The organism is Mesorhizobium sp. WSM4935, assembly GCF_029625735.1.
In the GTDB taxonomy this organism is placed as follows: Bacteria; Pseudomonadota; Alphaproteobacteria; order Rhizobiales; family Rhizobiaceae; genus Mesorhizobium.
Map to the genome: position 1 here is coordinate 1 of NZ_JARTVR010000001.1, position 25,796 is coordinate 25,796.

21 protein-coding genes are annotated in these 25,796 nt (G+C 65.3%); 5 read left to right on the forward strand and 16 right to left on the reverse strand.

Features of this window, described 5'->3' with window-relative positions:
- A partial coding sequence (locus P9273_RS00005) for a hypothetical protein (RefSeq protein WP_278047077.1) occupies positions 1-184 on the forward strand: 184 nt, incomplete at its 5' end.
- Positions 185-262: 78 nt separating this feature from the next.
- Here P9273_RS00005 and P9273_RS00010 read toward each other — a convergent pair.
- The 6 genes from P9273_RS00010 to P9273_RS00035 form a co-directional block, all read right to left on the reverse strand.
- On the reverse strand, positions 263-1,261 hold the full coding sequence (locus P9273_RS00010; protein WP_041000390.1) for an ABC transporter ATP-binding protein: 999 nt from the start codon (positions 1,259-1,261) through the stop codon (positions 263-265).
- Between the two features lie 15 nt (positions 1,262-1,276).
- Positions 1,277-2,338, reverse strand: coding sequence for a Gfo/Idh/MocA family protein (locus P9273_RS00015; protein ID WP_278047078.1), 1,062 nt, complete (start codon positions 2,336-2,338; stop codon positions 1,277-1,279).
- The gene (locus P9273_RS00020; protein WP_278047079.1) at positions 2,335-3,174 is read right to left on the reverse strand and encodes a carbohydrate ABC transporter permease; all 840 of its coding nucleotides are present in this window, start codon (positions 3,172-3,174) and stop codon (positions 2,335-2,337) included. Before P9273_RS00020 ends, P9273_RS00015 begins: the two co-directional genes overlap by 4 nt.
- An 8-nt stretch (positions 3,175-3,182) precedes the next feature.
- A complete protein-coding gene (locus tag P9273_RS00025; protein ID WP_278047768.1) occupies positions 3,183-4,112 on the reverse strand; it encodes a carbohydrate ABC transporter permease in 930 nt (309 codons plus the stop codon).
- A 243-nt stretch (positions 4,113-4,355) separates the two neighbouring features.
- The gene (locus P9273_RS00030) at positions 4,356-5,615 is read right to left on the reverse strand and encodes an ABC transporter substrate-binding protein (protein ID WP_278047080.1); all 1,260 of its coding nucleotides are present in this window, start codon (positions 5,613-5,615) and stop codon (positions 4,356-4,358) included.
- A gap of 53 nt (positions 5,616-5,668) precedes the next feature.
- Positions 5,669-6,577 (reverse strand): N-acetylmuramic acid 6-phosphate etherase, encoded by a 909-nt coding sequence (locus tag P9273_RS00035; RefSeq protein WP_278047081.1) that lies wholly within the window; start codon positions 6,575-6,577, stop codon positions 5,669-5,671.
- 200 nt (positions 6,578-6,777) lie between these two features.
- Between P9273_RS00035 and P9273_RS00040 the strand changes: the two genes are divergently transcribed.
- The 4 genes from P9273_RS00040 to nagA are packed head-to-tail and all read left to right on the forward strand — an operon-like array spanning position 6,778 to position 10,623.
- Positions 6,778-7,659: an N-acetylglucosamine kinase gene (locus tag P9273_RS00040; RefSeq protein WP_278047082.1), complete on the forward strand. Its 882-nt coding sequence runs from the start codon at positions 6,778-6,780 to the stop codon at positions 7,657-7,659.
- Positions 7,656-8,435, forward strand: coding sequence for a GntR family transcriptional regulator (locus tag P9273_RS00045; protein WP_278047083.1), 780 nt, complete (start codon positions 7,656-7,658; stop codon positions 8,433-8,435). Before P9273_RS00040 ends, P9273_RS00045 begins: the two co-directional genes overlap by 4 nt.
- Positions 8,432-9,466, forward strand: a complete 1,035-nt coding sequence (locus tag P9273_RS00050; protein ID WP_278047084.1) for an SIS domain-containing protein — start codon at positions 8,432-8,434, stop codon at positions 9,464-9,466. The genes P9273_RS00045 and P9273_RS00050 overlap by 4 nt, the downstream gene beginning before the upstream one ends.
- Positions 9,463-10,623, forward strand: coding sequence for an N-acetylglucosamine-6-phosphate deacetylase (gene nagA, locus P9273_RS00055; RefSeq protein WP_278047085.1), 1,161 nt, complete (start codon positions 9,463-9,465; stop codon positions 10,621-10,623). The genes P9273_RS00050 and nagA overlap by 4 nt, the downstream gene beginning before the upstream one ends.
- Positions 10,624-10,771: 148 nt before the next feature.
- On the opposite strand, the gene P9273_RS00060 is transcribed toward nagA, so the two are convergent.
- The 10 genes from P9273_RS00060 to P9273_RS00105 all read right to left on the reverse strand — a co-directional run bounded on the left by P9273_RS00060 (position 10,772) and on the right by P9273_RS00105 (position 25,794).
- On the reverse strand, positions 10,772-10,960 hold the full coding sequence (locus tag P9273_RS00060) for a hypothetical protein (protein WP_278047086.1): 189 nt from the start codon (positions 10,958-10,960) through the stop codon (positions 10,772-10,774).
- A gap of 133 nt (positions 10,961-11,093) precedes the next feature.
- Positions 11,094-12,620 carry a malonate--CoA ligase gene (locus P9273_RS00065; protein WP_278047087.1) on the reverse strand — a complete coding sequence of 509 codons (1,527 nt, stop codon included), beginning with the start codon at positions 12,618-12,620 and terminating at the stop codon, positions 11,094-11,096.
- A 107-nt stretch (positions 12,621-12,727) separates the two neighbouring features.
- Positions 12,728-13,459, reverse strand: a complete 732-nt coding sequence (locus P9273_RS00070; protein WP_278047088.1) for a GntR family transcriptional regulator — start codon at positions 13,457-13,459, stop codon at positions 12,728-12,730.
- Between the two features lie 260 nt (positions 13,460-13,719).
- On the reverse strand, positions 13,720-14,397 hold the full coding sequence (rpe, locus tag P9273_RS00075) for a ribulose-phosphate 3-epimerase (protein ID WP_278047089.1): 678 nt from the start codon (positions 14,395-14,397) through the stop codon (positions 13,720-13,722).
- A 200-nt stretch (positions 14,398-14,597) separates the two neighbouring features.
- Positions 14,598-18,311, reverse strand: a complete 3,714-nt coding sequence (locus tag P9273_RS00080) for a DUF7929 domain-containing protein (RefSeq protein WP_278047090.1) — start codon at positions 18,309-18,311, stop codon at positions 14,598-14,600.
- The gene (locus tag P9273_RS00085; protein ID WP_278047091.1) at positions 18,308-20,287 is read right to left on the reverse strand and encodes a hypothetical protein; all 1,980 of its coding nucleotides are present in this window, start codon (positions 20,285-20,287) and stop codon (positions 18,308-18,310) included. The genes P9273_RS00080 and P9273_RS00085 overlap by 4 nt, the downstream gene beginning before the upstream one ends.
- Before the next feature lie 356 nt (positions 20,288-20,643).
- Positions 20,644-21,585, reverse strand: coding sequence for an alpha/beta hydrolase (locus P9273_RS00090; protein ID WP_278047092.1), 942 nt, complete (start codon positions 21,583-21,585; stop codon positions 20,644-20,646).
- A 127-nt stretch (positions 21,586-21,712) separates the two neighbouring features.
- Entirely contained in the window at positions 21,713-22,495 is a 783-nt protein-coding gene (locus tag P9273_RS00095; RefSeq protein ID WP_041000356.1) for a carnitinyl-CoA dehydratase, read from the reverse strand.
- Complete coding sequence (locus tag P9273_RS00100; RefSeq protein ID WP_278047093.1) at positions 22,488-24,566, reverse strand: acetate--CoA ligase family protein; 2,079 nt, start codon at positions 24,564-24,566, stop codon at positions 22,488-22,490. Before P9273_RS00100 ends, P9273_RS00095 begins: the two co-directional genes overlap by 8 nt.
- A gap of 64 nt (positions 24,567-24,630) precedes the next feature.
- A complete protein-coding gene (locus P9273_RS00105) occupies positions 24,631-25,794 on the reverse strand; it encodes an acyl-CoA dehydrogenase family protein (protein ID WP_278047094.1) in 1,164 nt (387 codons plus the stop codon).
- Positions 25,795-25,796: the final 2 nt, after the last annotated feature.

The window sequence follows — 25,796 nt, forward strand, 5'->3', positions numbered from 1 at the left end:
CAAGATCCGGCTGGCCAGCCGGATCTTGGCTCAATCGCTTCAATCCCACGAAATCTCTCTCGTGGAGATACAAGGTGTCGAGCGAAGCTCGACGGAGTGGGGGTCGACCTGGCTCGACCATTGTTATTTCAAGCTGAGCAACGATCAGGGCTCTGTGGTGAGTCGTCAGCGGCGGCGCATTTGAGGACTGCCTTCCCCCACTCCGTCGCCGCTTCGCGGCGCCACCTCTCCTCCCTCCGGAGGGAGAGGAAAGAAGCGCCGCCTACTTCAGCACCTTCCCATCCGCCCCGAACCTGTATGTCTTCGCCGCATCCGGCGTCGCGTAGAGCGTTGCGCCCGGCTCGGCATTGTAGACGCCGAAGATGCGCACGGTGATCAGTCCGGCCTTCTCGCAGTCGAGATAGAGGTTGGTGTCGGCGCCGAGATGCTCGGCATGCACCACCGTGCCTTTCCACGTGCCGGATTTCGCGTCGACCGTCAGATGCTCCGGCCGCACGCCGATGGTCTTGGCCGTCTCGCCCAGCCGCGCGCCGTCGATAAAGTTCATCTTGGGCGAGCCGATGAAGCCGGCGACGAACTCGTTGGCCGGCGCATTGTAGAGTTCCATAGGGCTGCCGATCTGCTCGATCCGCCCGGCATTCAGCACCACGATCTTGTCGGCCAGCGTCATCGCCTCGACCTGGTCGTGCGTGACATAGATCATCGTCGCTTTCAGCCGCCGGTGCAATTGCGCGATTTCGAGTCTCGTGTTGACCCGCAGTGCCGCGTCGAGATTCGACAGCGGCTCGTCGAAGAGAAAAAGCTTCGGCTCGCGCACCACGGCGCGGCCGATGGCGACGCGTTGGCGCTGGCCGCCCGACAGTTCTGCCGGCCGGCGTTCGAGATAGGGCTCGAGCGACAGCATGGCGGACGCGATCTTGATGCGGCGCTCGATTTCGGCCGCCGGCGTGGCGGCCTGCTTGAGGCCCAGCGCCATGTTGTTCTTCACCGTCAGATGCGGGTAGAGCGCATAGGTCTGGAATACCATGGCGATGCCGCGTTTCGCCGGCGGCGTGACCGAGACGTCCGCGCCGTCGATCAGCACCCGGCCGGAGGTCGAGTCCTCCAGCCCGGCGATCACGCGCAGCAGCGTCGATTTTCCGCAGCCGGACGGGCCGACGAAGACGACGAACTCGCCATCAGTCACTTCGAGGTCGATGCCCTTCAGCACCTCGACCGGCCCGAAAGCCTTCTTCACATTCTCGATCTTCAGCGAGCCCACGGCTTCGTTCCTGTTCTAGAGTTTGACGGCCTTGCCGCTGCGCACGCTCTCGTCGGCGGCGAGGCAGACGGCGAGGGACTTCACGGCATCGTCCATGTGGCGGGTTAGGTCGATATCTTCGCGGATGGCCTTGAGCAGGAAGGCCTGCTCGAGGTCGCAGAGCTCCTGGTGGCCCGGCTCGCCCTCCATCGACAGCAACTGGTCTTGCCTGGTGAATTTGCCGTCCGGTCCGGTCGCGGCACTGTGCAGCCGGATGGTCGAGGTCTTGGTATGGGTGTCGATGTCGTCGGACTTCACACCCTCCTTCATCACGATCGATACGCAGCCCTTGGGCGACATCACGTCCTTCACGAAGAAGGCCGTCTCCGAGATCATCGGCCCCCAGCCGGCTTCGTACCAGCCGACCGAGCCGTCCTCGAACAGCACCTGGAGATGGCCGTAATTGTACATGGAGGGCGCCAGCTCGTCGGAGAGTCGCACGCCCATGCCGCGCACCTCGACCGGTCTCGCATCGGTGATCTGCAGCATCACGTCGAGATAATGCACGCCGCAGTCGACGATCGGCGATGTCGTCTGCATCAGCTGCTTGTGCGTCTCCCAGGTGTGGCCGGAGGATTGCTGGTTGAGGTTCATGCGGAAGACATACGGGCCGCCGAGCTTGCGCGCCTCGGCGATCAGCCGCACCCAGGACGGGTGGTGGCGCAGGATATAGCCGATCACCAGCTTCCTGCCGTTGGCCTTGGCGGCGTCGACCACGCGTCTGGCGTCGGCAACCGTCGTCGCCAGCGGCTTCTCGACGAAGACATGGCATCCCGCCTCGAAAGCCCGCACCGCATAGTCGGCATGGCTGTCGGAATAGGTGGCGATCGCTGCCACATCCGGCTTCTCGTCGCGCAGCGCCTCCTCGAAAGAGCGCCTGATGCCGTAGCCCGAGAGAGCGTCGGGCAGCGGCACGTCGGAGCGGTTGACGAGCGCGGCGACCTCGAAGCCCGGATTGGTGTGATAGGCGAGCGCATGGCTGCGGCCCATATTGCCGAGCCCGGCAACGATGACGCGGAGAGGTGTTTGCGAACTCATTTCACGGCTCCCGACGTGATGCCGCGGATCAGCTGCCGCGAGAAGATGACATAGAGGATGAGCACCGGCAGGATCGCCAGCGACAGCGCCGCCAGAATGGCGTTCCAGTTGGTGACGAACTGGCCGAGAAAGAGCTGCGCGCCGAGCGTCACCGTCTTGGTCTCTTCCGACGGCGCCAGGATCAGCGGGAACCACAGATCGTTCCAGATTGGGATCATGGTGAAGACGGCGACCGTCGCCATCGCCGGCCGCACCAGCGGCAGCACTAGGCGGAAGAAGATCGTGTATTCCGAGAGCCCGTCGATGCGGCCGGCATTCTTCAAATCGTCGGACACCTGCTTCATGAACTCCGACAGGATGAAGATCGCCAGCGGCAGGCCTTGCGCGGTGTAGACCAGGATCAGCGCCGCCAGCGTGTTGACCAGCCCCGTCGCCACCATCAACTGCAGGATGGCGACGGTGCCGAGGCGGATCGGGATCATGATGCCGAGCGCGAGGTAAAGCCCCATCAGCGCGTTGCCGCGGAAACGGTATTCCGACAGCGCGAAGGCGGCCATCGCCCCGAACAAAAGCACGAAGAACAGCGAAAGCACGGTGACGATCAGGCTGTTCTGGAAATAGTGCAGGAAATCGCCCTGGCCGAACACGGTGGTATAGCCGATCAGGTCGAAGGTCTTCGGCGTCGGCGGCGTCAGCGGCGCGCCGAAGATGCCCGCGCGCGACTTGAACGAATTCATCACCACCAGGATCACCGGAAACAGCGCGATCACGGTGTAGGTGATAAGGATCGCATGCGCGCCGATGGTGCGGGGAAGCGAGCGGGTGGCTGTGCTCATGGCGCGCCTCAGAACTGGTAGCGACGCAGTCGCGTCTGCACGAGGAACAGATAGACGCAGACGCCGGCGAGGATGATCAGGAACATGATCGTGGCGATCGCGGCGCCCATATTGGGATCGCCGACCTGCAGCTGGAAGCCGAAAAAGGCGCGGTAAAGGAAGGTGCCGAGGATGTCGGTCGAATAGTTCGGCCCGGCGAGCGCGCCTTGCGCGGTGTAGATCAGGTCGAAGGCGTTGAAATTGCCGACGAAGGTCAGGATCGAGATGATGCCGATCGAAGGCAGGATCAGCGGCAGCTTGATCTTCCAGAACTGCGCCGTGCCGGTGACGCCGTCGCATTCGGCCGCCTCGATCACCTCGTCGGGGATGGACAGAAGTGCCGCATAGATCAGCATCATCGGGATGCCGACGAATTGCCAGACCGAGACCAGGCTGAGCGCGGTGAGCGCATATTGCTCCTTACCGAGCCATGGCGTGAAGAAGCTCTTCAGGCCGACGAAATCCATCAGATGCGGCGCCACGCCCCAGATTGGGGACAGGATCAGCTTCCAGGCGAAGCCGACAATGACGAAGGACAGGATCGTCGGCACGAAGATCGCCGTGCGGTAGAAGGCGGTGAAACGCAGCCTGGGGCTGGAAAGCAGCGCCGCGAGCAGGATGCCGATCGGGTTCTGCACCAGCATATGGATGATGAAGAACCAGACATTGTTTCTCAGCGCATTCCAGAAATTCACCGACCAGTTCGGATCGCCGAACAGCGTGCGGAAATTGCTGAAGCCGACGAAGACCTGGGACTGCTCGATGTTGCGGAACATGGAGAGCTGGAGTGTGCCGAACAGCGGCAGGATCATGAAGGCCGTGTAGACCAGCACCGCCGGCGCCAGGAAGACGCCGACATGCCAACGGATCGATCTTTTCGCCCGCGTTTCTGCAGCCATAGTTTCGGTAGCCATGAGTTCGGTTCCCCGCCGTCTCTGGGTTCCAGTTCAGGTGATGCTAGCTGATGCCTCGATGCACGGCCCGGCTGTCCCCTTCGGGGGAAGACAAGGCCAGCGACAGATCGGCTCCGTCTTCCCCGCGCGATCGAGGGTAAGACCGGGAGGCTGCGCCGACAATCGCTATCTGGAACTTGGTCGATGCCGGCCGGGCGCGTGCCCGGCCGGCACCGCTCTTTGATGTTCTTACTTCGCCGGCTTGTACCAGCCGTCGAGGCCGTCCTGCAGCTTCTTGGCCGCTGCCTCCGGCGTGTCGGTGCCGTTGATCACATTGGCCGATTCAACCCAGGTCTCGTTCTCGAGGTTCGGCGTGCCGCGCGACAGGATCTGGTAGGTCGAGCGGATGGTCGACTTGCACTTGCCGCGCCAGGAGACGAATTCCTGTGCCAGCGGGTCTTCCATCTTCACCGGCGTCGAGTTCAGGCTGAAGAAGCCGGGCAGCGCATTGGCATAGATGGTGGCGAAGTCGGGCGAGGCGACCCATTCCAGGAACTTCTTGGCTTCCTCCGGGTGCTTCGAGGCCGCATTCAGGCCCATGCCGATGTCGGTATGGTCGGAGATGTAGCAGGTGTCGCCGGCCTTCTCGACCGGCGGCGGGAAGGCGCCCATCTTGAACTGGGCCTGGGTGTTGAACAGCGCGATTTCCCACGATCCGGCCGGATAGATGGCGGCGCGGCCGAGCGTGAACAGGTTCTGGCTGTCCGGATAGGTTTGCGCCTCGAAGCCGTCGCCGAGATAGGGCTTCCACTTGGCCAGTTCCTCAAAGGGCGCGACCCAGTCCTTGTCGGTCAGCTTTTGGTCGCCCTTGATCAGCGCCAGGCGGCCTTCCTCGCCTTTCCAGTAGTTCGGGCCGATATTCTGGTAGCCCATGGTCGCGGCTTCCCAGAGATCCTTGGTGCCCATCGCCATAGGAATATAGGTGCCGTCGGCCTTGATCTTGTCGAGCGCCGCGAAGAACTCGTCGCGGGTCTGCGGCACCTTGATGCCGAGCTTGTCGAAGGCGTCCTTGTTGTAGATGAAGCCGTGGATCACCGAAGCCATCGGCACGCAGAAGCTCGTTTTGCCGTCGTCGGTCTGCCAGGCGGCCTTGGCGACGGGCGAGAAGTTCTCCATGCCGGGCAGCGAGCTGATATCGGCGAGGTTGCCCTTCTTGAACAGTTCGAGCGACTTGTCGAAGGGGCGGCAGGTGATCAGGTCGCCGGCCGATCCGGCGGCAAGCTTGGCGCCCAGCGCCGCATCATACTCCGTCGGGGCCGAAGGCGCGAACACCACCTTGATGCCGGGGTTCTTGGCTTCGAAGGCCGGGATCAGCTTGTCCTTCCAGATGGTCAGGTCGTCGCCGCGCCAGCTTTCGATGTTGAGCGTCACGTCCTCGGCCAGCGCCATCCCGGTGGTGCCGAGGATGCTTGTGCCGAGCAGAAGGGCCGTCAGTAGTTTGGTCTTCATCTTCAGTCTCCCTGTTGACCTTTTTCAGGTTCGGTTCTGATGAGAACAGGAGCTCAGCGCCCCTTGCTCCCCTCGATCGCGGAAAGCGCCGGCCGAAGCTTCTGGCCGGTTCCTTCCAGTATCTTCTCGGCCGCATCGGTGCTGGCAGCACCCGCGGCGAGCAGAATGGCGGTTTTTACGACGCCGCCGCTTTCCTCGAGCAGGCGCGCGGCGTCGTCGCGGCTCTTGCCACTGATGGCGGCAACCATGCGCACGGCGCGGTCGCGCAGCTTGATGTTGTCGGCGGTGAGATTGACCATGTAGCCGTCATGGACATGGCCGAGATGGATCGCGGTCAGCGTCGACAGCATGTTGAGCGCGATCTTCTGCGCAGTGCCCGCGCCCATGCGCGTCGAGCCGGCGATCAATTCGGGCGGGGTTTCGAGCAAAATGGCGACGTCGGCCTGTTTGAACAGCGCCGCGCCCGGGTTGTTGGCGATTGCGATGGTCGCCGCGCTGCGGCTGCGCGCATCCTGGAGCGCCTGAAGCGCATAGGCGGTCGAGCCGCTGGCGGAAATAGCGATCAGGCAATCGCCCTTGCCGATGGCGGCCGCGGCGACCGCCGCCGACGCTTCTTCGGTGTCGTCCTCCGGCCCGCCGGCCAGCGTGCGGAAGGCCTCGTCGCCGCCGGCGATCAGGATGGCGATGCGGTCACGCGCGATGCCGAACGTGCCGGGCAGTTCCAGCGCGTCGGCCACCGCCATCAGGCCGGAGCTGCCGGCCGCCGCATAGGCGAGCCTGCCGCCGCTCTTCAACTGCTTCGCAATGAGCTCGGCCGCGGCGGCGATCGCTGGAATGGCGCCGTGCACAGCCTTGGCGGCCTCGATCTGGGCATTGGCCAGGAATGCCAGGATAGCTTCCGGGGCCTGGACATCCAGCCCCTCGGCATTCTGGTGGAGCGCTTCCGTGCGCGTCTCGGCCATGCATTTTCCTCCAACTGGGTGAACAATACCAAAAAAATACCACTTGTCCACACGCATTAACGAATTTCAGGCCGGGGAATTCACTTCTCGGCAAATTGCTGCGGTTTTTCAATAAAATACGCCTTAATCTTTTTTGAACCGAAATTAACCCTTGGCTATTGGTATTTTATTGGTATTATCCGGTTCCGAGGAGAAATTGCGTGAAATTCGTGCTTGGCATCGATGGCGGCGGCACCAGCTGCAGGGCGGCCCTTGCGGCCGTCGACGGCGCTGTCGTCGGCCGCGCCAAGAGCGGCGCCGCCAACATCCGCACCGACCTCACCGGCGCCCGCGCCAACATTGTCGAGGCGGCCAGGCAGGCTTTCCTTGCCGCCGGCGCCGATCCGGAACTGATTCCCCAAACGCCTGCCATTCTCGGCCTCGCCGGCGCCAATGTCGGCACCTACCGGCAGCAGCTCGAGGCGATCCTGCCCTTCAGCCGGAGTCGCGTCGAAACCGATGCCGAGATCGCGCTCGAGGGCGCGGTCGGCTCCGGTGACGGCGCCATGGCGATTCTGGGCACCGGCACCGCCTATATGGCGCGTAAAGAGGGCAAGTCGCGCGCCATCGGCGGCTGGGGCTTCCAGGTCGGCGACCAGGGCAGCGGCGCCCGCATCGGCCGCGACCTGCTGGAACAGACCCTGCTTGCCTATGACGGCATCCGCCCGGGCTCGCCCTTGACCGACGCCATGCTCGCCGTCTTCCGCAACAATCCCGAGGACGTGGTCGAATTCACCACCAACGCCAAGCCCGGTGATTTCGGCGGCTTCGCGCCGAAGGTCTTCGAGCATGCCGAAAAGGGCGATCTCGTCGCCAACTTTATCCTCGACAAGGCGGTGGCCGATGTCGAGGCTTCGCTTGGCGCGCTCGATCTTTCCGACGACGCTCCGCTCTGCCTGCTGGGCGGCCTGGCGCCGCTTTACGCGCCGCGCCTGTCGGCGCGCTATCAGTCGTTGCTCAAAGCCCCGCTCGACGACGCGCTCGGCGGCGCCGTGCAGATGGCCCTGCGCCTCTTTGCCGGCAAATCGGAGGCCGCCCGATGAGCGCCGCCGACCAGATCTTCGCCATGCTGAGGGAGTCGTCGCAGAGCGGCGCGCCGCTTTACCTGCAGCTCAGGCGCAGCATCGAAGAGGCGGTCAATCGCGGCCTGATCGGCCCGGGAGATGCGCTGCCCTCCGAGCGCGATATCGCCAGCAAGGCCGATATCTCGCGCGTCACCGTGCGCAAGGCTGTGCAGGACCTGGTGAAGGGCGGCATCCTCGTCCAGCGCCATGGCTCGGGCACTTTCGTCGCGCCGCGCATGGAGCGCGTCGAGCAGTCCCTGTCGCGGCTCACCTCCTTCACCGAGGACATGGCGCGCCGCGGCATGACCGTGCGTTCGGTCTGGCTCGACCGCGGCCTCTATGCGCCGTCGCCGGACGAGATGATGGTGCTTGGCCTGTCCTCGACCGAGCTGGTGGCGCGCGTCGCGCGCCTGCGCATCGCCAACGACACGCCGCTGGCGATCGAGCGCGCCGCGCTCTCGGCCAGCGTCCTGCCCGATCCCGAAGCGGTCGGCTCCTCGCTCTATGCGGCACTGGGCACGAGCGGCAATCGCCCGGTGCGCGCCGTGCAGCGCATCTCGGCCACCAATCTCGGCGATGCCGATGCGCGCCTCCTGGCGGTGCCGCCGGGGGTTGCCGGACTGCAGATCGAGCGCATTTCCTATCTGGCGAGCGGCAAGGTGATCGAGTTCACCCGCTCGGTCTACAGGGGCGATGCCTATGATTTCGTCGCGGAACTCCGGCTGACCGGGCCGGGAGAGGAGATCCGGCCATGAGCGCCAGCACCACCACCCATATGCGGCGTGAGATCGACGAGATCCCGGAAGCCGCCGCCCGCCTTCTCGATGGCTCGGCCTCGGCGCTGGCCGATGCGGGGCGCGGCCTGCGCGAGCGCGACCCGCATTTCGTCGTCACCGTGGCGCGCGGCTCGTCCGACCATGCCGCGACCTTCATGAAATATGCCGTCGAGCTGACGGCAGGCCTGGCGGTCGCCTCCGTTGGGCCATCGATCGCTTCGATCTATGGCGCCAGGTTGAAACTCCGAGGTTCGGCGTGTCTGGCGGTCTCGCAGTCGGGCAAGAGCCCGGACATCGTCGCCATGGCCGAAACCGCGCGGGCCGGCGGTGCGCTGACCGTCGCCATCACCAACACGGCGGACTCGCCGCTGGCGCGCGCTTCCGACTACGCCATCGACATACTGGCCGGGCCGGAACGTTCCGTCGCGGCCACCAAGACCTTCGTCAATTCGGCCGTCGCCGGTCTCGCGCTGATGGCGCATGCCACCGACGACCAGCCACTGCTCAAGGCGCTCGCCGGCCTGCCCGGCCATTTCGAGAAGGCGATCGCCTGCGACTGGATGGCGCTCGCTGCCGCGCTGGAAAATCCGCAATCGCTGTTCATCCTCGGCCGGGGCCCGTCCTTCGCGATCGCCAGCGAGGCGGCGCTGAAGTTCAAGGAAACCTGCGCCATGCATGCCGAGGCCTACAGCGCCGCCGAGGTCATGCATGGGCCGCTGGCGCTGGTCGGGCCGGGTTTCCCGGTCCTGGCGCTTGCCGCCCGCGATGCGTCCGAACCCTCGCTCGCCGAGGCCGCCGATGGTTTGACGGCCAAGGGCGCCGCCGCCTTCATCACCTCCGACAAGGCGAAGGCCGCGAGGCTTCTTCCCCATGTCGCCACCGGCCATCCGCTGACCGATCCGCTGCCGCTGATCGTGTCCTTCTACGGCTTCGTCGAGGCCTTCGCCCGCCATCGTGGCCTTGACCCCGATACGCCGCGCAATTTGCGCAAGGTGACGGAAACCGTATGAGCGGCCGTTTCGCCCTCACCGGCGCCCGCATCTTCGACGGCGCCGACTGGCATGACACCGCCGCCCTTGTCGTCAAGGGCGACGTGGTCGAGGCCATAGTACCCGCCGGCGCCATTCCCTCCGGCGTTCCGGCGGTCGAGACCGGCGGCGGCCTGCTTGTGCCGGGTTTCGTCGACATCCAGGTCAATGGCGGCGGCGGCGTCATGCTCAACGACCACCCCGATCTCGCCTCGATCGAGACCATCTGCAAGGCGCATGCGCCTTTCGGCACCACGGCGCTGCTGGTGACGCTGATCACCGACACGCCGGCGATCACCGCCGCCGCGGTCGCCGCTGGCGCCGAAGCGGCCAGAGAGAAGGTGGCGGGCTTCCTCGGCCTGCATCTGGAAGGGCCGCATCTCTCCATAGCCCGCAAGGGCGCGCATGATCCGGCGCTGATCCGGCCGATGACGGACGCCGATCAGGCGGCGCTGATCGCGGCGCGCAGGGAGCTTCCCGTCCTGCTCACCACGGTCGCGCCGGAATCGGTAGAACCGGCCCGCGTCGCGGCGCTGGCCAAGGCCGGCGTGGTCGTCAGCCTGGGCCACAGCGATACCGACTACGCGACGGCCACCGCCTTCGCCGAAGCCGGCGCCACGGTCGTCACGCATCTCTTCAACGCCATGAGCCAGATCGGCAACCGCGAGCCGGGATTGGCGGGCGCGGCGATCGATACCGGCGGCTTGTATGCCGGCATCATCGCCGACGGCATCCATGTCCATCCGGCCACCATGATCCTCGCGCTGCGCGGCAAGCCGGGACCGGGCAAGATCCTGCTGGTCACCGACGCCATGGCGACGATCGGCACCGACATGACCTCCTTCACGCTGAACGGCCGCACCATCTACCGCAAGGACGGGAGTCTGCGGCTTGCCGACGGCACGCTCGCCGGCGCCGATCTCGACATGATTTCCGCCGTGCGCTACGTCCACCGCGTCGTCGGGCTCGAGCTCGACGAGGCCCTCCGCATGGCCTCGCTCTATCCGGCCGAGGCAATCGGCCAGGCGCACCGCCTCGGCCGTTTCGCCAACGGCACGGCCGCCGACATCGTTGGTCTGTCGGACGGCCTGGACGTCAGGAATGTCTGGATCGGCGGTGAAAAGGTGTTTGGAGCGTAGGCTTACTCCTTCGTCATACTCGGGCAGGTTTCTGCCGGGGTAGACATTTTCTGACCATGAAGATTGAGGCTTGGTGCTTATCGGCCTTAAAATGTGCCGCGCATTTTGAGAATTTCGCGACAAAAGAGATGCGCGAAAGGTAGAAATGTCAGGGCTTGTATACCGTGACCCTCGGTACGCCGTCTTCGCCGACCTCGATCTTGATGCGTTCATCGCTAGGGGTAGGGGGAGGTGCCAAACTGACAACTTTTCCATCCTCCAGCCGATCCTCGGCTAAAAGTTCCTTTCCTCTTGCCGTTTTAAGGCGTTCCAGATGATCGATTATGATCCCTGACATCTTTGCCTTCCAATGAACACGAAAGTAGGCGCAGAGCGCTCCCGAAGAGATGTATGTCATCGCGACATGATCTGCAAAGAAAATAGTACAACAACCGCGATGATCGGAATAATGGCGCCTTAGAAGAAATACGCTATCGTGCCCGGTTCGCCAGGTAAATATCCTTATACGTCTCGCGCAGCACGTTCTTCTGCACCTTGCCCATCGTGTTGCGCGGCAATTCGTCGACGAAGATCACCTGCTTCGGATGCTTGTATTTCGCCAGTCGCCCGCCGATGGCCTGGGCTATGTCGGCGGCGCCGATCGACGATCCCGGCTTGCGCACCACCACCGCGGTGACGCCTTCGCCGAAATCGGGATGGGCGACGCCAATCACCGCGCTTTCGCTGACGCCGTCCAGCGCGTCGATCTCGCTTTCGATCTCCTTCGGATAGACATTGTAGCCGCCCGAGATGATCAGGTCCTTGCCGCGCCCGACGATGTGCACATAGCCGTCGGCATCGATCAGCCCGAGGTCGCCGGTGATGAAGAAGCCGTCGTCGCGGAATTCGGCTTTGGTCTTCTCCGGCATGCGCCAATAGCCGGCAAAGACGTTCGGGCCCTTGACCTCGATCATGCCGATCTCGCCCTGGGGCAGCGGCCTGGCGGTCTCGGGATCGGTGATGCGCAGCGAGACGCCTGGCAAGGGGAAACCGACCGTGCCGGCGCGCCGCTCGCCGTCATAGGGGTTGGACGTGTTCATGTTGGTCTCAGTCATGCCGTAGCGCTCGAGGATGGCGTGGCCGGTCCTTTCGCGCCAGGCCCTGTGCGTCTCGGCGAGCAGCGGCGCCGAGCCGGAGATGAAGACCCGGATCGTTTTCGCCGCCTCGCGTGTCAGGCCGTCCTGCTGCAACAGCCGCACATAGAAGGTCGGCACGCCCATCAGCGCCGTCGCGTGCGGCATCAGGGACAGGATGCGCACCGGATCGAATTTCTGCTCGAAGAACATTTTCGCGCCGGACATCAGGACGACGTTGGTGGCCACGAATAGGCCATGCGTGTGGAAGATCGGCAGCGCGTGGATCAGCACATCGTCGGCGCCGAAACGCCACTGCTCCACCAGCACGCGCGCGTTGGAGGCGAGGTTCTCGTGGCTGAGCATCGCGCCCTTGGAACGGCCGGTCGTGCCCGAAGTGTAGAGGATCGCGGCAAGATCGTTCGGCCCGCGCGCGACATCGCTGAAATCCGTCGCCTGCCGCGACGCCTGACCGGGGAGCGTTCCCTGCCCGTCGCGGCCGAGTGTGAGCACCGTGGCGCCGACCGCCGCAGCAAGCGGTTCAACGCCCGAAAGACGGTCCGGATCGCAAACGATCAGCCTCGGCTCCGCGTCGCGGAAGAAATAGTCGAGCTCGGGCAGCGTGTAGGCGGTGTTGAGCGGCAGGAAGACCGCGCCGGCGCGCAACGAAGCGAGATAGAGCAGCGCCGCCTCCGGGCTTTTCTCGACCTGGACCGCGACTCGGTCGCCGGGCTCGACGCCCGCTTGCGCCAGCGCATGCGCCAGCTGCGCAGACTTCATCAGCATGTCGCCATAGGTGATCGAACGGCCGTCATCCGTCTCCATCAGCAGCCGGTCGGGGGCCGGCATGCGGGAACGGAAGGCGCTGAACAGATGATTGGTCATGCAATGTCCTCAAGGCGGACGAAGGCCGAATGGCGCATGCGATGCGCTCGCCTGAGCGAATACCAGATTTGGCAGCCGGAGCAAAAATTGCGCGGCAGTTTCAGTCGCTATCTGCGGCGCGCCTTGCTGACGCCGACCCTCGCATCATAGGCGAAGCGTTCCATGCACATCGCCGCGGTGAGCCGGTAATGGTTGAGAAGCGCCTCGACTGCGCCGTCGGCGTCGCCATCCAGCGTGCGCTCGGCGATGATGCGGTGCTCGCCAAGATCGTCGCGTCCCATCCCCGGCGCGTTTTGGGAGATCAGGCGGTAGCGCGAGGCTTGATCGGAAAGCTGATCGCAGAAGGCGATCAGCCACTTCGACCGGCATGCCGCGATCAATGCGCGATGAAAGGCGCGGTGCAGCTTTTCCCACTCGGGATTGTTGGTTGTCGGGTCATCCGGCAGCCGGCGCTCGGCGCGCGCAAGGCGGTGCAGGGCGAGCACCAGCTGCTCTTCCCACTCGGCGGTGCGGTGCGCAATGGATTCGCGCAGCGCCCGCTCCTCCAGCCAGCAGCGCGTGCGCGTCAATTCCTCCAGTTCCGCGGCGCTGACCGGCATCAGGAAGAAGCCGCGCTGGTCGTGACGGCCGAGCAGGCCCTCGGCGGCCAGCCGGTTGAGTGCCTCTCGTACCGGCGAGGCGCCGGCGCCGTAGCGGGAAACGACCCATTCGACCCGCAGTTTCGTCTCGGACTCCAGAGCGCCGCGCAGCAGGTCGTCGCGCAGTTGCTGGTAGACCGAGCTGGCAAGCGTGCTTTTGCCGCCCTTGCTTTCGCCCGGCTCGGTGTTTCCGTTTGTCAAACGAACTCCTGTTGCTTGCCCCTGGTGTGCCAGGGCCCCTCGGCGAAGCAATTTCCCGTAACTATATTATACAGCCGGGCAACGGCGCCTCAAGCGGAAGATGAGATATTCGACTTTAAGACAAGACGACGCGTTTATTCATTGAACAAAGTAGAATCTCGGCAAAAAGCCGATATTTCTGCACTGCTTCGCTTTATTGAACAGTCGTTCAATCTCCCATGCGCTCTGCAACTTACGCGGGAGATCGCATCGGTACACGTTCAGCTTGCGGTCCCGTCGGCAGCCGTGCGAATTGCTTCGATGTTTGCCCGATAGGCCTCGACGCTGCCGCCCTTGAAGACGGCGGCGCCCGCCACCAGCACATTGGCCCCGGCCGCGGTCACCAGCGGCGCCGTCTCGGCCGAGACGCCGCCGTCGATTTCGATATGGATCGGCCGGCTGCCGATCAGCGCCTTCACCCGCTTCACCTTGTCGACGATCGCCGGGATGAAGGCCTGCCCGCCGAAACCCGGATTGACCGTCATGATCAGGATAAGGTCGAGCCGGTCGAGCACATATTCGATCGCCGTTTCCGGCGTCGCCGGATTGAGCGAGACGCCGGCCTTCTTGCCCAGGCTCTTGATGGTCTGCAACGAGCGGTCGAGATGCGGCCCCGCCTCGGCGTGCACCGTCATGCCGTCGCAGCCGGCTTCGGCGAAGGCCGCCAGGTAAGGATCGGCCGGCGCGATCATCAGATGGCAATCGAAGAAGGCCTTGGTGCGGTTGCGGATCGCCTTGATCACCGGCGGGCCGAAGGTGATGTTGGGCACGAAATGGCCGTCCATCACGTCGAGGTGGATCCAGTCGGCGCCGGCCGCCGCGACGGCCTCGACCTCATCGCCCAGCTTCGAAAAGTCGGACGCCAGCACTGATGGCGCGATCAGGGTCTTCTTGCTCATCAAAGGCCTCTCCAGGCGTCCTCATCGGCGCGCTGCCTGCACGCCTTCATGCGGCGTCTGCCTAGACCATCGTCCAGCCAAGGGGAAGCACGTTTTCCGCATCGGTCGGCGGACAGGCAAAAACCGCTGGCCCCGACCCGGGAAAGAAAGACCCCGCCGGATTGCTCCGGCGGGGTTCGGGCGCGGTAATAACCGGCTCCTTACTGAAGGTTGTTGGTCGCGGGGTTCCGCTGCAACCTTGGTCGGTCTCGTGGCACCAACTGCTGCAGGATATCGGGATTGAGCAGCAGGTCCGGATCGATCTCCAAGCCTGGCCGTCGGCGGATCGGGAAGCAATCCGGGTACCGTCCGGTCGTCCCGACCGGGCATCGCCGCCGGATGATCGGCTGGCAAATGCCATCGATCATCTCCGAGCCCGGAGCGCATTCAGCGTCAACAACCCTGCGGCACGCGCCTTCGATCACTTCCGTTCCGCGCGGGCACACACAGGCGCCGCGCTTGTTGAGGATCTGGCCGCGGATGGAGCAAGCTTGCGGTTTCCTGACTGGCGCGCAAACCTTGCCTCTCACCTCCGTCCCTTTCGGGCAGACGCAATCGCCATCGGCATTGCGCACTTGGCCACGGATGCGGCACTGGGCGGGCGGCTGCCTGTCAGGCACGCAAGCCTTGGCGGCGCGGTCGAAATGCGTACCCTTGGGGCAGACACACCCGTTCGCCGTCGGCACCGCGCCGCGAATCGTGCATTTCGGCGGGGCGACCTGACAGACGCCGTTCACCAACTCGCCGCGGCGGCAGACGCAGTTGCCCTCCTGGTCGCGGTACTGGCCAGGACGCAATGTGCATTGCGGCTCCTGCGGCTCGCCGCCTTTGACGCACTTGCCGTTTTCCAGCTCCGTGCCGCGCGGGCAGATGCAGCGCCCGTCCGCCGTCCGGATCTGGCCCTGCAGCAGGACGCAGCGCGGCGGCACCGGCAGCGGTTGCAGCTTGCCGCCGCCCGAACTGCACTGGCCGTTGCGGAAGGTGGTGCCTTCCGGGCAGGCGCAGCGGCCGGCCTGGTTGAGCACCATGCCGTTCGAGCACTGGTCCTTCACCTCATGCCGGATGGTGAAGGAATGGCAGGCATAGGCCCTGCCGCGATCGCCCTGGACGTTGGTCTGGTCGCGCGACAGCACATCGCCGCCTTGCACCGGCGTGTTCGGAGGAAGTGCGCCGACGCAGTTCTGGCCGTTGACCGTGCCCTTGAGATCGGCAAGGCGCCCGTCCTCGGGAAGGGTCACGGTGACGTGGTGGCTGTGGCTTTCGCCGGCGCCCAGCGTCAGATCGGCGATGCAGGACGCAGGCAGCGCCGTCGGCTCGGGCGCGCAGCCGAAGGGCGGGTCGATCGAGGTGATCTGAACGCCTTCCAGCCGGCCGAGACCCTCCACGCCGATCGCATCGCCGATGCGGACCGGACCGGAGAAGGGATTCGGCCCGTCATTCGTGATGGTGATCTCGAACGAGCAGGGTTGTCCCGGCTGGCACTCGGCATCGCCGGTCTTCTCGACGCGGATGGTGGAGGCGCCGCCGCCCTTCGCGCAAGCCTGGCCGATCGGATAGACGATGTCGTCGCCCGGCGCTGGCCCCAAGCTGCCGCGCGCGCAGTTCTCGAACGCACCGTTGCCGCTCACCGTCACGTCGAAGTGCCGGCTGGTTCCGGCCGTCACTGCGGCGCCGGGAATCTGGCACGACAGCGTGTCGGCAGGCACCGGTCCGCAAGCCCACTCCGCGCCGTCAGGGGTGACGGTCTGGATCTGGACAGGCGCGCCGCCCGATACCAGCGTCGCGGCATCGCTCACCCGCACCGGTCCGGTGGGAGCCGAGGTGCCGGCATTGGTGACGGTGATGCGGCAGGAAACAGCGGCACCGGCCAGAGAGCCGCCGCAGGTCTTGGTGATGCGCAGGCCGGGCTGGCCGCCATTCGGATGGCGGATGCGCTCGATCGCGCAGGCCTTGTTGTTGGCGAGGTCGGCCTCGCCGGGAATGCCTTTCACCTCGGCGCAGTTCTCCACCGTGTCCGGCCGGTAGTTTGCCGGCATCGCCGCCTTGACGACGATCGGCGTCGAGGCGCCCGGAGGCAGCGAGATGCCGGCATTGTCGCAGCGGAACTGTCCAGGGCCGTTCGGCCTGCAGTTCCATGGCGGGCTCGGCCCGAAGGTCGACGAGGTCGGCGCGCCGCCCGGATAGGTGTCGATCACCGTCAGCGGCCCATTATAGGTGCCGGTGCCGTTGTTGATGATGTCGATCACGAAGGTGCAGACGCCGTCCGGTGTGCAGACCGGGGTGCGGGCGCGCTTCTTCAGGATCAGGTCGACCTTCTTCTCCACCGGCGGACTGCACTGCGGATCGCGGTCGCCACGGCGGCAGATTGGGATCGAGGCGCAGCCGCGGTCGTTCTCCTGGCTGCCGAACAGCGGCTTGCCGCTGGCCTTGTAGTCATAGGCGACGCAATTGCGCAGCACGCCGCCCTGCCAGCCGCCCGCCGGCTTGAAGCCGAGCTTGAGGTTGACGGAAGCTCCGGGATTGAGCGTGGTGGCCGGATAGGTGCAGGTCATCGGCGTCGTGCCTGGCACGCAGGCCCAAGGCGCGTTTGGCCCGGAGGTCAGCACGGAGCCGGCCGGCAGCGTCACCTCGTCGAGCACGATGTTGCCGTTATAGGGCGCGTCGCCGACATTGGTGACGGTGATGGTGAAATCGCAGCCGCCGGCCATCGTGCAGCGCGGCACGTCGGCATGCTTCTCGACCTTGAGGTCGGGCTGTTTTTCGGGCGGGCACTTCAAGTCGCGCGGGATGACGATGTCGATCACCTGCGTGCAGCAGAGCCCCCAGCCCTCCTTCGGCCCGGCATAGGTCTCGATGCCGGTGACGATGAGGTGGATGGCCTCGCCGGGCGAGGCGCCGATGATCTTCCAGTTCAGCACGCCGCCGCCGACCGGCACCTTCTGCGTGTCGGGAACGATGCTGATGCCTGGTGTCGTCGTCGACACCTGCACCCATTTGCCGGCCATCTCGGGTCCGACCGGCATATGGTAGATGAAAGCGCCGCCGCCGGGCACGCAGTCGACTGTGCCGTGCTCGACCTTGAAGCATTCCTTGTCCGGAGGCGGAGGCGGCGGGTTGCACTTGGTCGGGTCGATCTTGATCGAGGTCTTCACCCCGGTAAGGAAATCGCCGTCGTCGGGCTTGTCCGGATCCTGCGAGGGGATCGTTGTTGGCGGACCGCCCCTGAAGACCACCTCGATCTCACCCTGATTGTCGACCGCCGTCGGCACGGGAAAGGTCGCATGGTCTATCTTGGCGGTGATGCGGAAAGTGATGACGCGTTCGTTTGCGGCGCCCGCGCCATCGAGGTTGGCAGCACTGATGCGGAAGTTGGAAACGCTCGCCGTGTCGTTCGGGCCGGCCGACGTGCTGATGGAAGCAGCCGGCAGCGGTCCGCCGGAAGCGCCAGTGCCGTCGCCGGCGACATCGACGCTGACGATCTGCAGGCCGTGCGGCAGTTGGTCCTTGAAATCGAGCCTTGTCGCCTTGAGCAAGGCAGCCACGCTTGGCCGGTCGAAGTCCTGCGGGTCGCCATGGATGCCGAAGCTCAGGACATATTCGACCGCATCGCAGCTTCTCTGGCCGCCTTTCTTGGTGAAGAACGGCACGATCCGCGCAAGCTCCGCATTGATGCCGCGTGACGCTGGATTGGCGGCCTGGTTGGTCGCGGCCGGAGCCTGGTCCTGGGCGAGCGCCGGCAAGGCCGGCATCATGGCGACTGCGATACCGGCCGCCATCAGCCAGCGCGCGCCGCGCCTGGCATATGACAGGGGTTTCGTGATCATTTTCATGACGCTTTTGCGCGAGGCGAAGCGGGAATGGGCGAGATCGCTCATCTGTCCCTCCTCGGCGCTTCGCACTCGACGGCTGGCGTCCTGAGCGGCAGTGTCATCTTGCAGCAAGGGTAGTAGCCGCCCTTGTCCTGATCGGACTTGCGGTAGAAGCAGAGCCCGACATCGACGGTGTCGCCTGGATTGTGGCCGGTGATGTCGACCGTGTAGGGCTTGCCCGGAACATGCGACATGGGGGTTGTCACCCCGACGCCGGGCGTCCTGGACTGCGCCTTGATCGAATCGCCGCCTAAGCCGGCATGGTCATGGAGAGTAAGTTCGGCCCGCAGCCCGCGCGGCGTGCAGTAATAATGCACGTCCTCGACATCCACACAGGGCGGCGTATTGCCGGGCGGCGGGAAATCGGGCGGATAGAACGGAGGCAGATAGCCGCCGCCGGGGATTTCCTCGTAATAGCCGGCGCGGCCCTCGCAAGGGCGCCAGACCCTGACGTCGCCGACATGGCCTTGGACACCGGGGTCTTCGAAATAGCCGTCGAAATCGACGAACCAGGACCCGAAAGGCGGCACGTTGGCCGGCTTGACCAGCGCGCTCGGCGTCAGCTGCACGCCATGCACGGCAAGCGGTCCGCCGGCACCGAGCCGCTCGGCGAGCTCGGGATTGTCGCGCAGCTTGTCGCCGGTGTTGATGACGGTGTCGGTGCAGACGGACGTGTCGAGATTGCCCTCGGCGTCGTAGCGATATTGCAGGTCGACGCCGCCGGCCGACTGGCGATTGCGCTGTGGGAAGCCGACCGCATATTCCTGCGGCGCCTCGACCCAGGCCGATTCCGTCGCCGGATCGTCTGGATCCTCGCGCCAGTAGCGGATCAGCTCGCCTTTGCCGGAGGAGGCGAAACGGCTGTAATCGAAGCGGTTCTCGACCGGGCCGCGCTGGGCGAGATACATGAAGCCCTTGTTGTCGAAGGCGATGTCGGTGACGGCGTAGTCCTGGTCCGCCTTGACCGTCAGCTCCCAGCGCGGATCGCCGGCAAAGCTTCCGTCGCTCGCAGTGCCGACCGACCAGATCTCGGCCTTCTCGCCGACGGAATAATAGAGCCGCCCGCCATGATAGGCGACGGCCCGGACGCGGCGCGCATCCTGCGTATAGCCCCAGGTCTCCGGGTTTTCGCTATCGAAAGCGGCAGCCTGGATGTCCATCACGGCGCCGTCGTCGGCGACCGGGGCGAGTCCATGCGCCGGGCGTCCGGCAACGCCGTGGTCGAAACTGTCGATCAGATTCCCTTCGATATCGATGCGGTGAATGAGCCCGGTGTCGAGATCCGAAGCGAAGAACTCGCGATGGGTCGGATCGAAGGCGAGATTGCCGATACCGGGCCCGCTGTTGGTGTCGATATCGGCGAATTTCGAGACCGCGCCCGTGATGCCGTCGATCTTCCAGATCGTGCCTGGACCGCCGCCATTCTCGGTGCCGAACTGGCCGTCCATGAAGACCGCACCCGCGGCGCCGCGGCGCTGCCGTTCCGGTCTGCCGTCATTGTCGGCGTCCGGCGTGACGATCTCGATGCCGTGCAGCGAGGTCGCGGCCGCGTAGAGGTCGGGAACGCTCGATGGCACGCCGTCGCGCACGCCGTCGTCATAGGCGAGGCCGAACACCTCGCCGATCTGGCCGGCCGTCACCTCGAAGGGCGGAGGCGTGTTGACCAGTTGGCCGGAAGCCGGCCCGCCGAGATTGGAAACATTGAAAACGCGCAATGAGGCGCGGGATGTGTCGATGAAGGTCTCGTCGACCGGGTCGACGCCGGGCGGCAGGCCCTGATCGAAATCGGGAATGGTAGTGCCCGGAAAGCCGGTGACCGCCATCGAGCCGGGATAAATGATCCGGGTTTCCTGCGCCTTCGCCACGCCACCGAGAAAGAGGCCGGCGGACAGCGCCAGGGCAAGAATTCCGCTGCTTGTCGCGATTGCGCGGAGCAAATTGTCGCCGTGGGAACGCAGGAACGAGCCGCGAACGCCAGACATTGAACTCCCCCCGAAGCCGCTGGAAGGAACGTCCGCCTCCGCCGCTCCAATCAGGGCAAGGCGCGGCGTTGCAGCACGTTCTTCCCTGATCGAATTGTCTGTTTTCCTCCTTGTGACGATACGCCGGCTCCTATGCGGGGTCAACGAAATCAGCCGGAAGCCCAGCGCGTCGGCCCCTTCCCGAAGGCGGTGATCGCGCTGGACTCCCGTTGCTCCCGGAGACCGCGAAGTCTCTGGGTTCCTGATCATGGCGGCTTTCCTTTCCGGGCCGCACCATAGCGGCGCCTGACCGTCAGTCGCTGGCTGGCGGGAAAAGGTTCACGGGAAGATAGCGGAGCGGAAAGCGCCCTCGATTGTCACCAGATCCAGTCGCCCCGGCCGAGCGCCGAAACCGCCTCGACGATGCGGGTGAAGCTCGTCCGTGCACGGCCGACCATGTGCCGGGCCCTGAGGTAACCATGCACCAGCCCTGGCTCCTCGAACCAGGTGGCGCGTCCGCCGGCCGCGACGACACGGTCGCGATAGGCTTCGCCGTCGGAGGACAGCGGATCGCATTCCGCGGTGATCAGCACCGTTGGCGGCAAGTTTGCGAAATCGGCATCGGCGAGCGGGTAGAGCGTGATGTCGCCGGTCAGGTCGGCGCCGCCGGTGCGGATATGCTTGTAGAAGTCGAGGTCGCGCACGGTCAGCATCGGCGCCTCGGCATGGGTCACATAGGAGCCGCGCGAATGGTCGCCGCCAAGGCCGGGATAGATCAGCACCTGGCCGGCCGGCTTTTTCCTATGGCCGCGGGTCGCATGCGCGACGGCCGCGCAGAGATTGCCGCCGGCGCTGTCGCCGCAGAGCAGCACCGGGCAGTCATAGGTCCTGGCGGACCATTCGAAGGCGTCCATGGCGTCGTCGAAAGCGGCCGGATGCAGATGCTCGGGTGCCAGCCGGTAGTCGAGCGAGACCACATCGAAGCCGGTGCGGGCGCAAAGCTCGGCGCAGACATCGTCATGGCTGTCCAGCCCGCCAAGAATGAAGCCGCCACCATGGATATAGAGCACCATCGCGGTCTTGTTCGGCGCCGCATTGCGGTAGATGCGGATCGAGATCTTATTGGTGGGCGCGGCAACGGCCATCGTCTCCGCCGTCACCCCTTGCGGATAGCCGGCAAAGAACTCACGGCACATCCGGTCGTAGATCGCCCGCTGCTCTTCGATCGTGTAGTCGATCGTATCGGGCGGGTAGTAGGAGTTGGTTTTCTCGATGAAGGCCCAGGTCTCGGCGTCGATGAGGGTTTTGTAGTCGGTCATAGACACTCCTTACCTCCCCCTCGATGGAGGAGGTCGCCGCGAAGCGGCGGGTGGGGGTGGCGGCGCTTCACCCCGCCCCCCGGACCTTCGGTCCGACCCTCCCCATCGAGGCGAGGGTAAGGCAGCGTTATCGTCCCTTCCACACCGGGTCGCGCTTCTCCGCGAACGCGCGGAACCCTTCCATATTGTCTTCCGACCCGTAGAGCTTGTCGACCGTCGGCAGCTGCCGGCGCGTCACCTTGTTCATGGCGTCCTGGAAGGTCAGCGCCTCGGCAACTCGCGCCGTCTCCTTGATCGAGGCGAAGACCAGCGGCGGGCCGCTGGCCAAAAGCCTCGCGATCTCCCAGACGCGCTCCTCGAGCTTTTCCTTGGGCAGCACCTCGTTGACCAGGCCCCAGCGATGCGCTTCCGCCACGTCCATCCAGCGGCCGGTGAACAGGAGGTCCATGGCGATGTGGTAGGGAATGCGCTTCGGCAGCTTGATCGTCGCCGCGTCGGCCAAAGTGCCGGCGCGGATCTCGGGCAGCGCGAAGGAGGAATGGTCCGAGGCATAGATGAGGTCGCAGGATAGCGCCAGCTCGAAGCCGCCGCCCACCGCCATGCCGTTGACGCAGGCGATCACCGGCTTGTTGAGATCGCGCAACTCCTGCAGCCCGCCAAAGCCGCCGACCCCATAGTCGCCGTCGACCGCATCGCCGGCGGCGGCCGCCTTCAGGTCCCAGCCGGCGCTGAAGAACTTGTCGCCGGCCGTCTTGACGATGGCGACGCGCAATTCCGGATCGTCGCGGAACGCCTTGAAGGTCTCGCCCATTAGTCGCGATGTCTTGAGGTCGATCGCATTGGCCTTCGGCCGGTCGAGCGTGACCTCGAGGATCGCGCCTTCGCGGCGGGTGGTGATGACGTCAGCCATTCTTCTTCTCTCCAAGCACGAGCAGGGCGTCCGCGATCCATGCGCCCTTGCCTTCGGCGCAGACGATCAGCGGGTTGATGTCGAGTTCTTCGATCTCGCCTTCGTTCTTCTGCACGAAGTCGGCGATGCCGGCGATGGCGTCGATGGCGGCGTTGACGTCGGCCTTCGGCCGGCCGCGATAACCTTCGAGGAGAGGATAGAGCTTGAGCCCACGCAATGCCGCCTCGATGTCGTCACGCGTCGCCGGCAGCATCAGGGTGACGCTGTCGCGCAGCAGCTCGACCAGCACGCCGCCGGTGCCGAGCGTCATCACCACGCCGAACATCGGGTCGCGGGTGAAGCCGACGATCAGTTCGGCGACGCCGTCGCGCACCATGCGCTCGGCATAGAGTCCCGTGCCGAGCGGCAGAAGGTCATGCGCGGCGGCGCTGACGGATTCGGCATCCTTGAGGTTCAGCCTGACGGCGCCGACTTCCGATTTGTGCGTCACGCCGAGCGCCTTGAGCGCCACCGGAAAGCCCAGCGTCATGGACGAGATCACCGCCTCGACCGCATTGGAAGCACGTTCGCCCTTCGGCACCGGCAGGCCGGCCTTGATCAGCCTTTCCTTGGCTTCGGCCTCGTCCGGCGTGACGCGCTTGGCTTCGGCCGCGCCGGCGGCCGTTGTATCGACCGGCTGCGCCTGCGGCTCGCGCCACGCCCAGCCGATGAAGGCGGCGGCCTGGGCGGCATCCATGGCTTCGGAGATGCCGAACAACGGCACCATGCCGCGCGCCATCAGGCCGGCGGTGTATTCCTCAGGCAGGTTCTCCGGCAGCGAGGAGACGATCGCGCCTTGCGCCTTGTTGGTCTTCAGCGCCGCCTCGAAGGCACGCAGCGTCGCCCACCAGTCCACGTCCGAGCAGCGGTCCGGGCGCGGGAAGTCGAGCACCAGCATGTTGAGATCGAAGCCGCCCGACACCATCGCGGTGAAGGTGGCGGTCATAGCCGGCTCGTTGTTCCAGATGAAGGTGTGGTAGTCGAGCGGATTGGCGACAGCGACCAGCGGGCCGAGCGTCGATTTGACATGCGCGCGATGCTCGGCCGTCAGTGCGGGGAAATGCACCCAGCGCCCCTCGGCGCTGTCGGCCATCACCGAAGCCTCGCCGCCGGAGCAGCTCATCGACGACAGCCTGTAGCCGGGGAGAGGCCCGGTAATGTGCAGCAGCTTCAGCGCCTCGATGAAGGCCGGAATGGAATCGACGCGCGCAATGCCAAGCCGCTTCAGGAAAGCGCCGGAGGCGGCGTCGGAGCCGGCCAGCGAAGCGGTGTGCGAGACCGTCGCCTGCCGCGCCTGTTCGGACCGCCCGACCTTCATGGCGATGATCGGCTTCTTCAATTCGCGCGCCCGTGCCGCCAGCTTCTCGAAGCCGGCGACTGAGTCGAAGGCTTCGATATGCAGGCCGAGCGAGGTGACGCGTTCGTCCTCGATCAGGCCCAATGCCATTTCCGAAAGGCCGGTCTGCGCCTGGTTGCCCGCCGTCATCAGGAAGGCGATCGGCAGGCCGCGCTTCTGCATCGTCATGTTGATGGCGATGTTGGACGACTGGGTGATGATGGCCACGCCCTTGCCGCCCTCAGCCAGGCGGATGCCGCCATGCTGGTCGGGCCACAGCAACGCGCCATCGGCATAGTTGATCAGGCCGTAGCAGTTCGGGCCGATGATCGGCATATTGCCGGCGGCGGCGACGAGCTCCGCCTGCAGTCGCTCGCCGTCCTCGTCATAGGCTTCGGTCTCGAGGAAGCCGGCGGCGAAGCAGACGGCGCCGCCGGCGCCGCGCTCGGCCAGCGCCTTGATCACCTCGATGGTGAGATGCCGGTTGACGCCGACAAAGGCGGCGTCCGGCGCTCCGGGCAGGTCGGCGACCGAGCGGTAGGCCTTGCGGCCGGCGACCTCGTCCTTGGTCGGGTGCACCGGCCAGATTTCGCCGGCAAAGCCCATCTTGATCGACTGCGCCACGACGGCGGCGGCCTGCGCCCCGCCGAACACGGCGATCGATTTCGGGCGCAGGAGACGTTCGAGTTTATGCATGGCCATCTTTTCGTTTGAGCGCGATCTTGTCCAAGGCCGGATTCCGGCCTTGGCATATCATGCTCTAAGCTCCGAACGGACGCAGCAGCGCCCGCGAAATAATATGTCGCTGAATCTCCGAGGTCCCTTCCCAGATGCGCTCGACACGGGCGTCGCGCCAGATGCGCTCCAGCGGCAGGTCGTCCATCAGCCCCATGCCGCCATGGATCTGGATGGCTTCGTCGGCGACATAGGCCAGCATTTCGGTGGCCTTGAGCTTGGCCATGGCCATGTCCTGGTCGGTGACGGTGCCCTGATCGTACTTCCAGCCGGCTTCGAAGACCATCAGGTCGGCGGCTTTCAGTTCCGTCGCCATGTCGGCGAGCTTGAAGGAGATGCCCTGGAACTTGCCGATCTGCTGGCCGAACTGCTGGCGCTGCGCGGCATATTCGATGGCATGCGACAGCGCGCGCTCGGCGCGGCCGAGGCAGGTGGCGCCGACCTGGAGCCGCGTGGCGCCGAGCCAAGAGTTTGCAACTTCGAAGCCCTTGTGCACTTCGCCTAGAATCTGACTTGCCGGCAGCCGGCAGTCGTCGAACTCCAGGATCGAGTTGGTATAGCCGCGATGCGAGACATTGCGGTAGCCGTCGCGCACCGTGAAGCCCTTGGTGCCCTTGTCGACGAAGAACGCGGTGATCTTCTTGCGTTTGCCACGCGGTGAATCCTCTTCGCCCGAGGCCATGAAGACGATGGCGAAGTCGGCGATGTCGGCGTGGCTGATGAAATGCTTGGTGCCGTTGAGCACCCAGTCAGAGCCGTCCTGCATGGCGGTGGCCTTCATGCCGCGCAGGTCGGAGCCTGCGCCCGGCTCGGTCATCGCCAGGCAGTCCCACTTCTCGCCGCGAATGCAAGGGAAGAGGTATTTCTCGCGCTGCTCCGGCGTGCCGGCGAGCAGGATGTTGGACGGGCGCGCCACGCAGGTCCAATGCAGCGCGTAATTGGCGCGGCCGAGCTCCTTCTCGTAGAGCAGCCAGCTCACCGTATCGAGGCCGGCGCCGCCGACATCGGCCGGCATGTTGGCCGCGTAAAGCCCGGCCTCGATCGCCTTGGCCTTCAATTCGTCGATCAGCTCGCGGCGCAGCACGCCGGTGCGCTCCACCTCGCGCTCATGCGGGTAAAGCTCGTTCTCGACGAAGGCGCGCGTTGTGTCGACGATGAGCTTCTGTTCTTCCGAAAGACCGAAATGCATCG

Excerpts from the sequence above, each read along its gene's own strand:
- P9273_RS00035 (WP_278047081.1), bottom strand. The coding sequence starts at position 6,577 with ATGGCCGAGACGCGCACGGAAGCGCTCCACCAGAATGCCGAGGGGCTG.
- P9273_RS00045 (WP_278047083.1), top strand. The coding sequence starts at position 7,656 with ATGAGCGCCGCCGACCAGATCTTCGCCATGCTGAGGGAGTCGTCGCAG.
- P9273_RS00100 (WP_278047093.1), bottom strand. The coding sequence starts at position 24,566 with ATGCATAAACTCGAACGTCTCCTGCGCCCGAAATCGATCGCCGTGTTC.
- P9273_RS00065 (WP_278047087.1), bottom strand. The coding sequence starts at position 12,620 with ATGACCAATCATCTGTTCAGCGCCTTCCGTTCCCGCATGCCGGCCCCC.
- P9273_RS00050 (WP_278047084.1), top strand. The coding sequence starts at position 8,432 with ATGAGCGCCAGCACCACCACCCATATGCGGCGTGAGATCGACGAGATC.
- P9273_RS00025 (WP_278047768.1), bottom strand. The coding sequence starts at position 4,112 with ATGGCTGCAGAAACGCGGGCGAAAAGATCGATCCGTTGGCATGTCGGC.
- P9273_RS00095 (WP_041000356.1), bottom strand. The coding sequence starts at position 22,495 with ATGGCTGACGTCATCACCACCCGCCGCGAAGGCGCGATCCTCGAGGTC.
- P9273_RS00060 (WP_278047086.1), bottom strand. The coding sequence starts at position 10,960 with ATGTCAGGGATCATAATCGATCATCTGGAACGCCTTAAAACGGCAAGA.
- rpe (WP_278047089.1), bottom strand. The coding sequence starts at position 14,397 with ATGAGCAAGAAGACCCTGATCGCGCCATCAGTGCTGGCGTCCGACTTT.
- P9273_RS00020 (WP_278047079.1), bottom strand. The coding sequence starts at position 3,174 with ATGAGCACAGCCACCCGCTCGCTTCCCCGCACCATCGGCGCGCATGCG.
- P9273_RS00030 (WP_278047080.1), bottom strand. The coding sequence starts at position 5,615 with ATGAAGACCAAACTACTGACGGCCCTTCTGCTCGGCACAAGCATCCTC.
- P9273_RS00105 (WP_278047094.1), bottom strand. The coding sequence starts at position 25,794 with ATGCATTTCGGTCTTTCGGAAGAACAGAAGCTCATCGTCGACACAACG.
- P9273_RS00085 (WP_278047091.1), bottom strand. The coding sequence starts at position 20,287 with ATGTCTGGCGTTCGCGGCTCGTTCCTGCGTTCCCACGGCGACAATTTG.
- P9273_RS00015 (WP_278047078.1), bottom strand. The coding sequence starts at position 2,338 with ATGAGTTCGCAAACACCTCTCCGCGTCATCGTTGCCGGGCTCGGCAAT.
- nagA (WP_278047085.1), top strand. The coding sequence starts at position 9,463 with ATGAGCGGCCGTTTCGCCCTCACCGGCGCCCGCATCTTCGACGGCGCC.
- P9273_RS00090 (WP_278047092.1), bottom strand. The coding sequence starts at position 21,585 with ATGACCGACTACAAAACCCTCATCGACGCCGAGACCTGGGCCTTCATC.
- P9273_RS00080 (WP_278047090.1), bottom strand. The coding sequence starts at position 18,311 with ATGAGCGATCTCGCCCATTCCCGCTTCGCCTCGCGCAAAAGCGTCATG.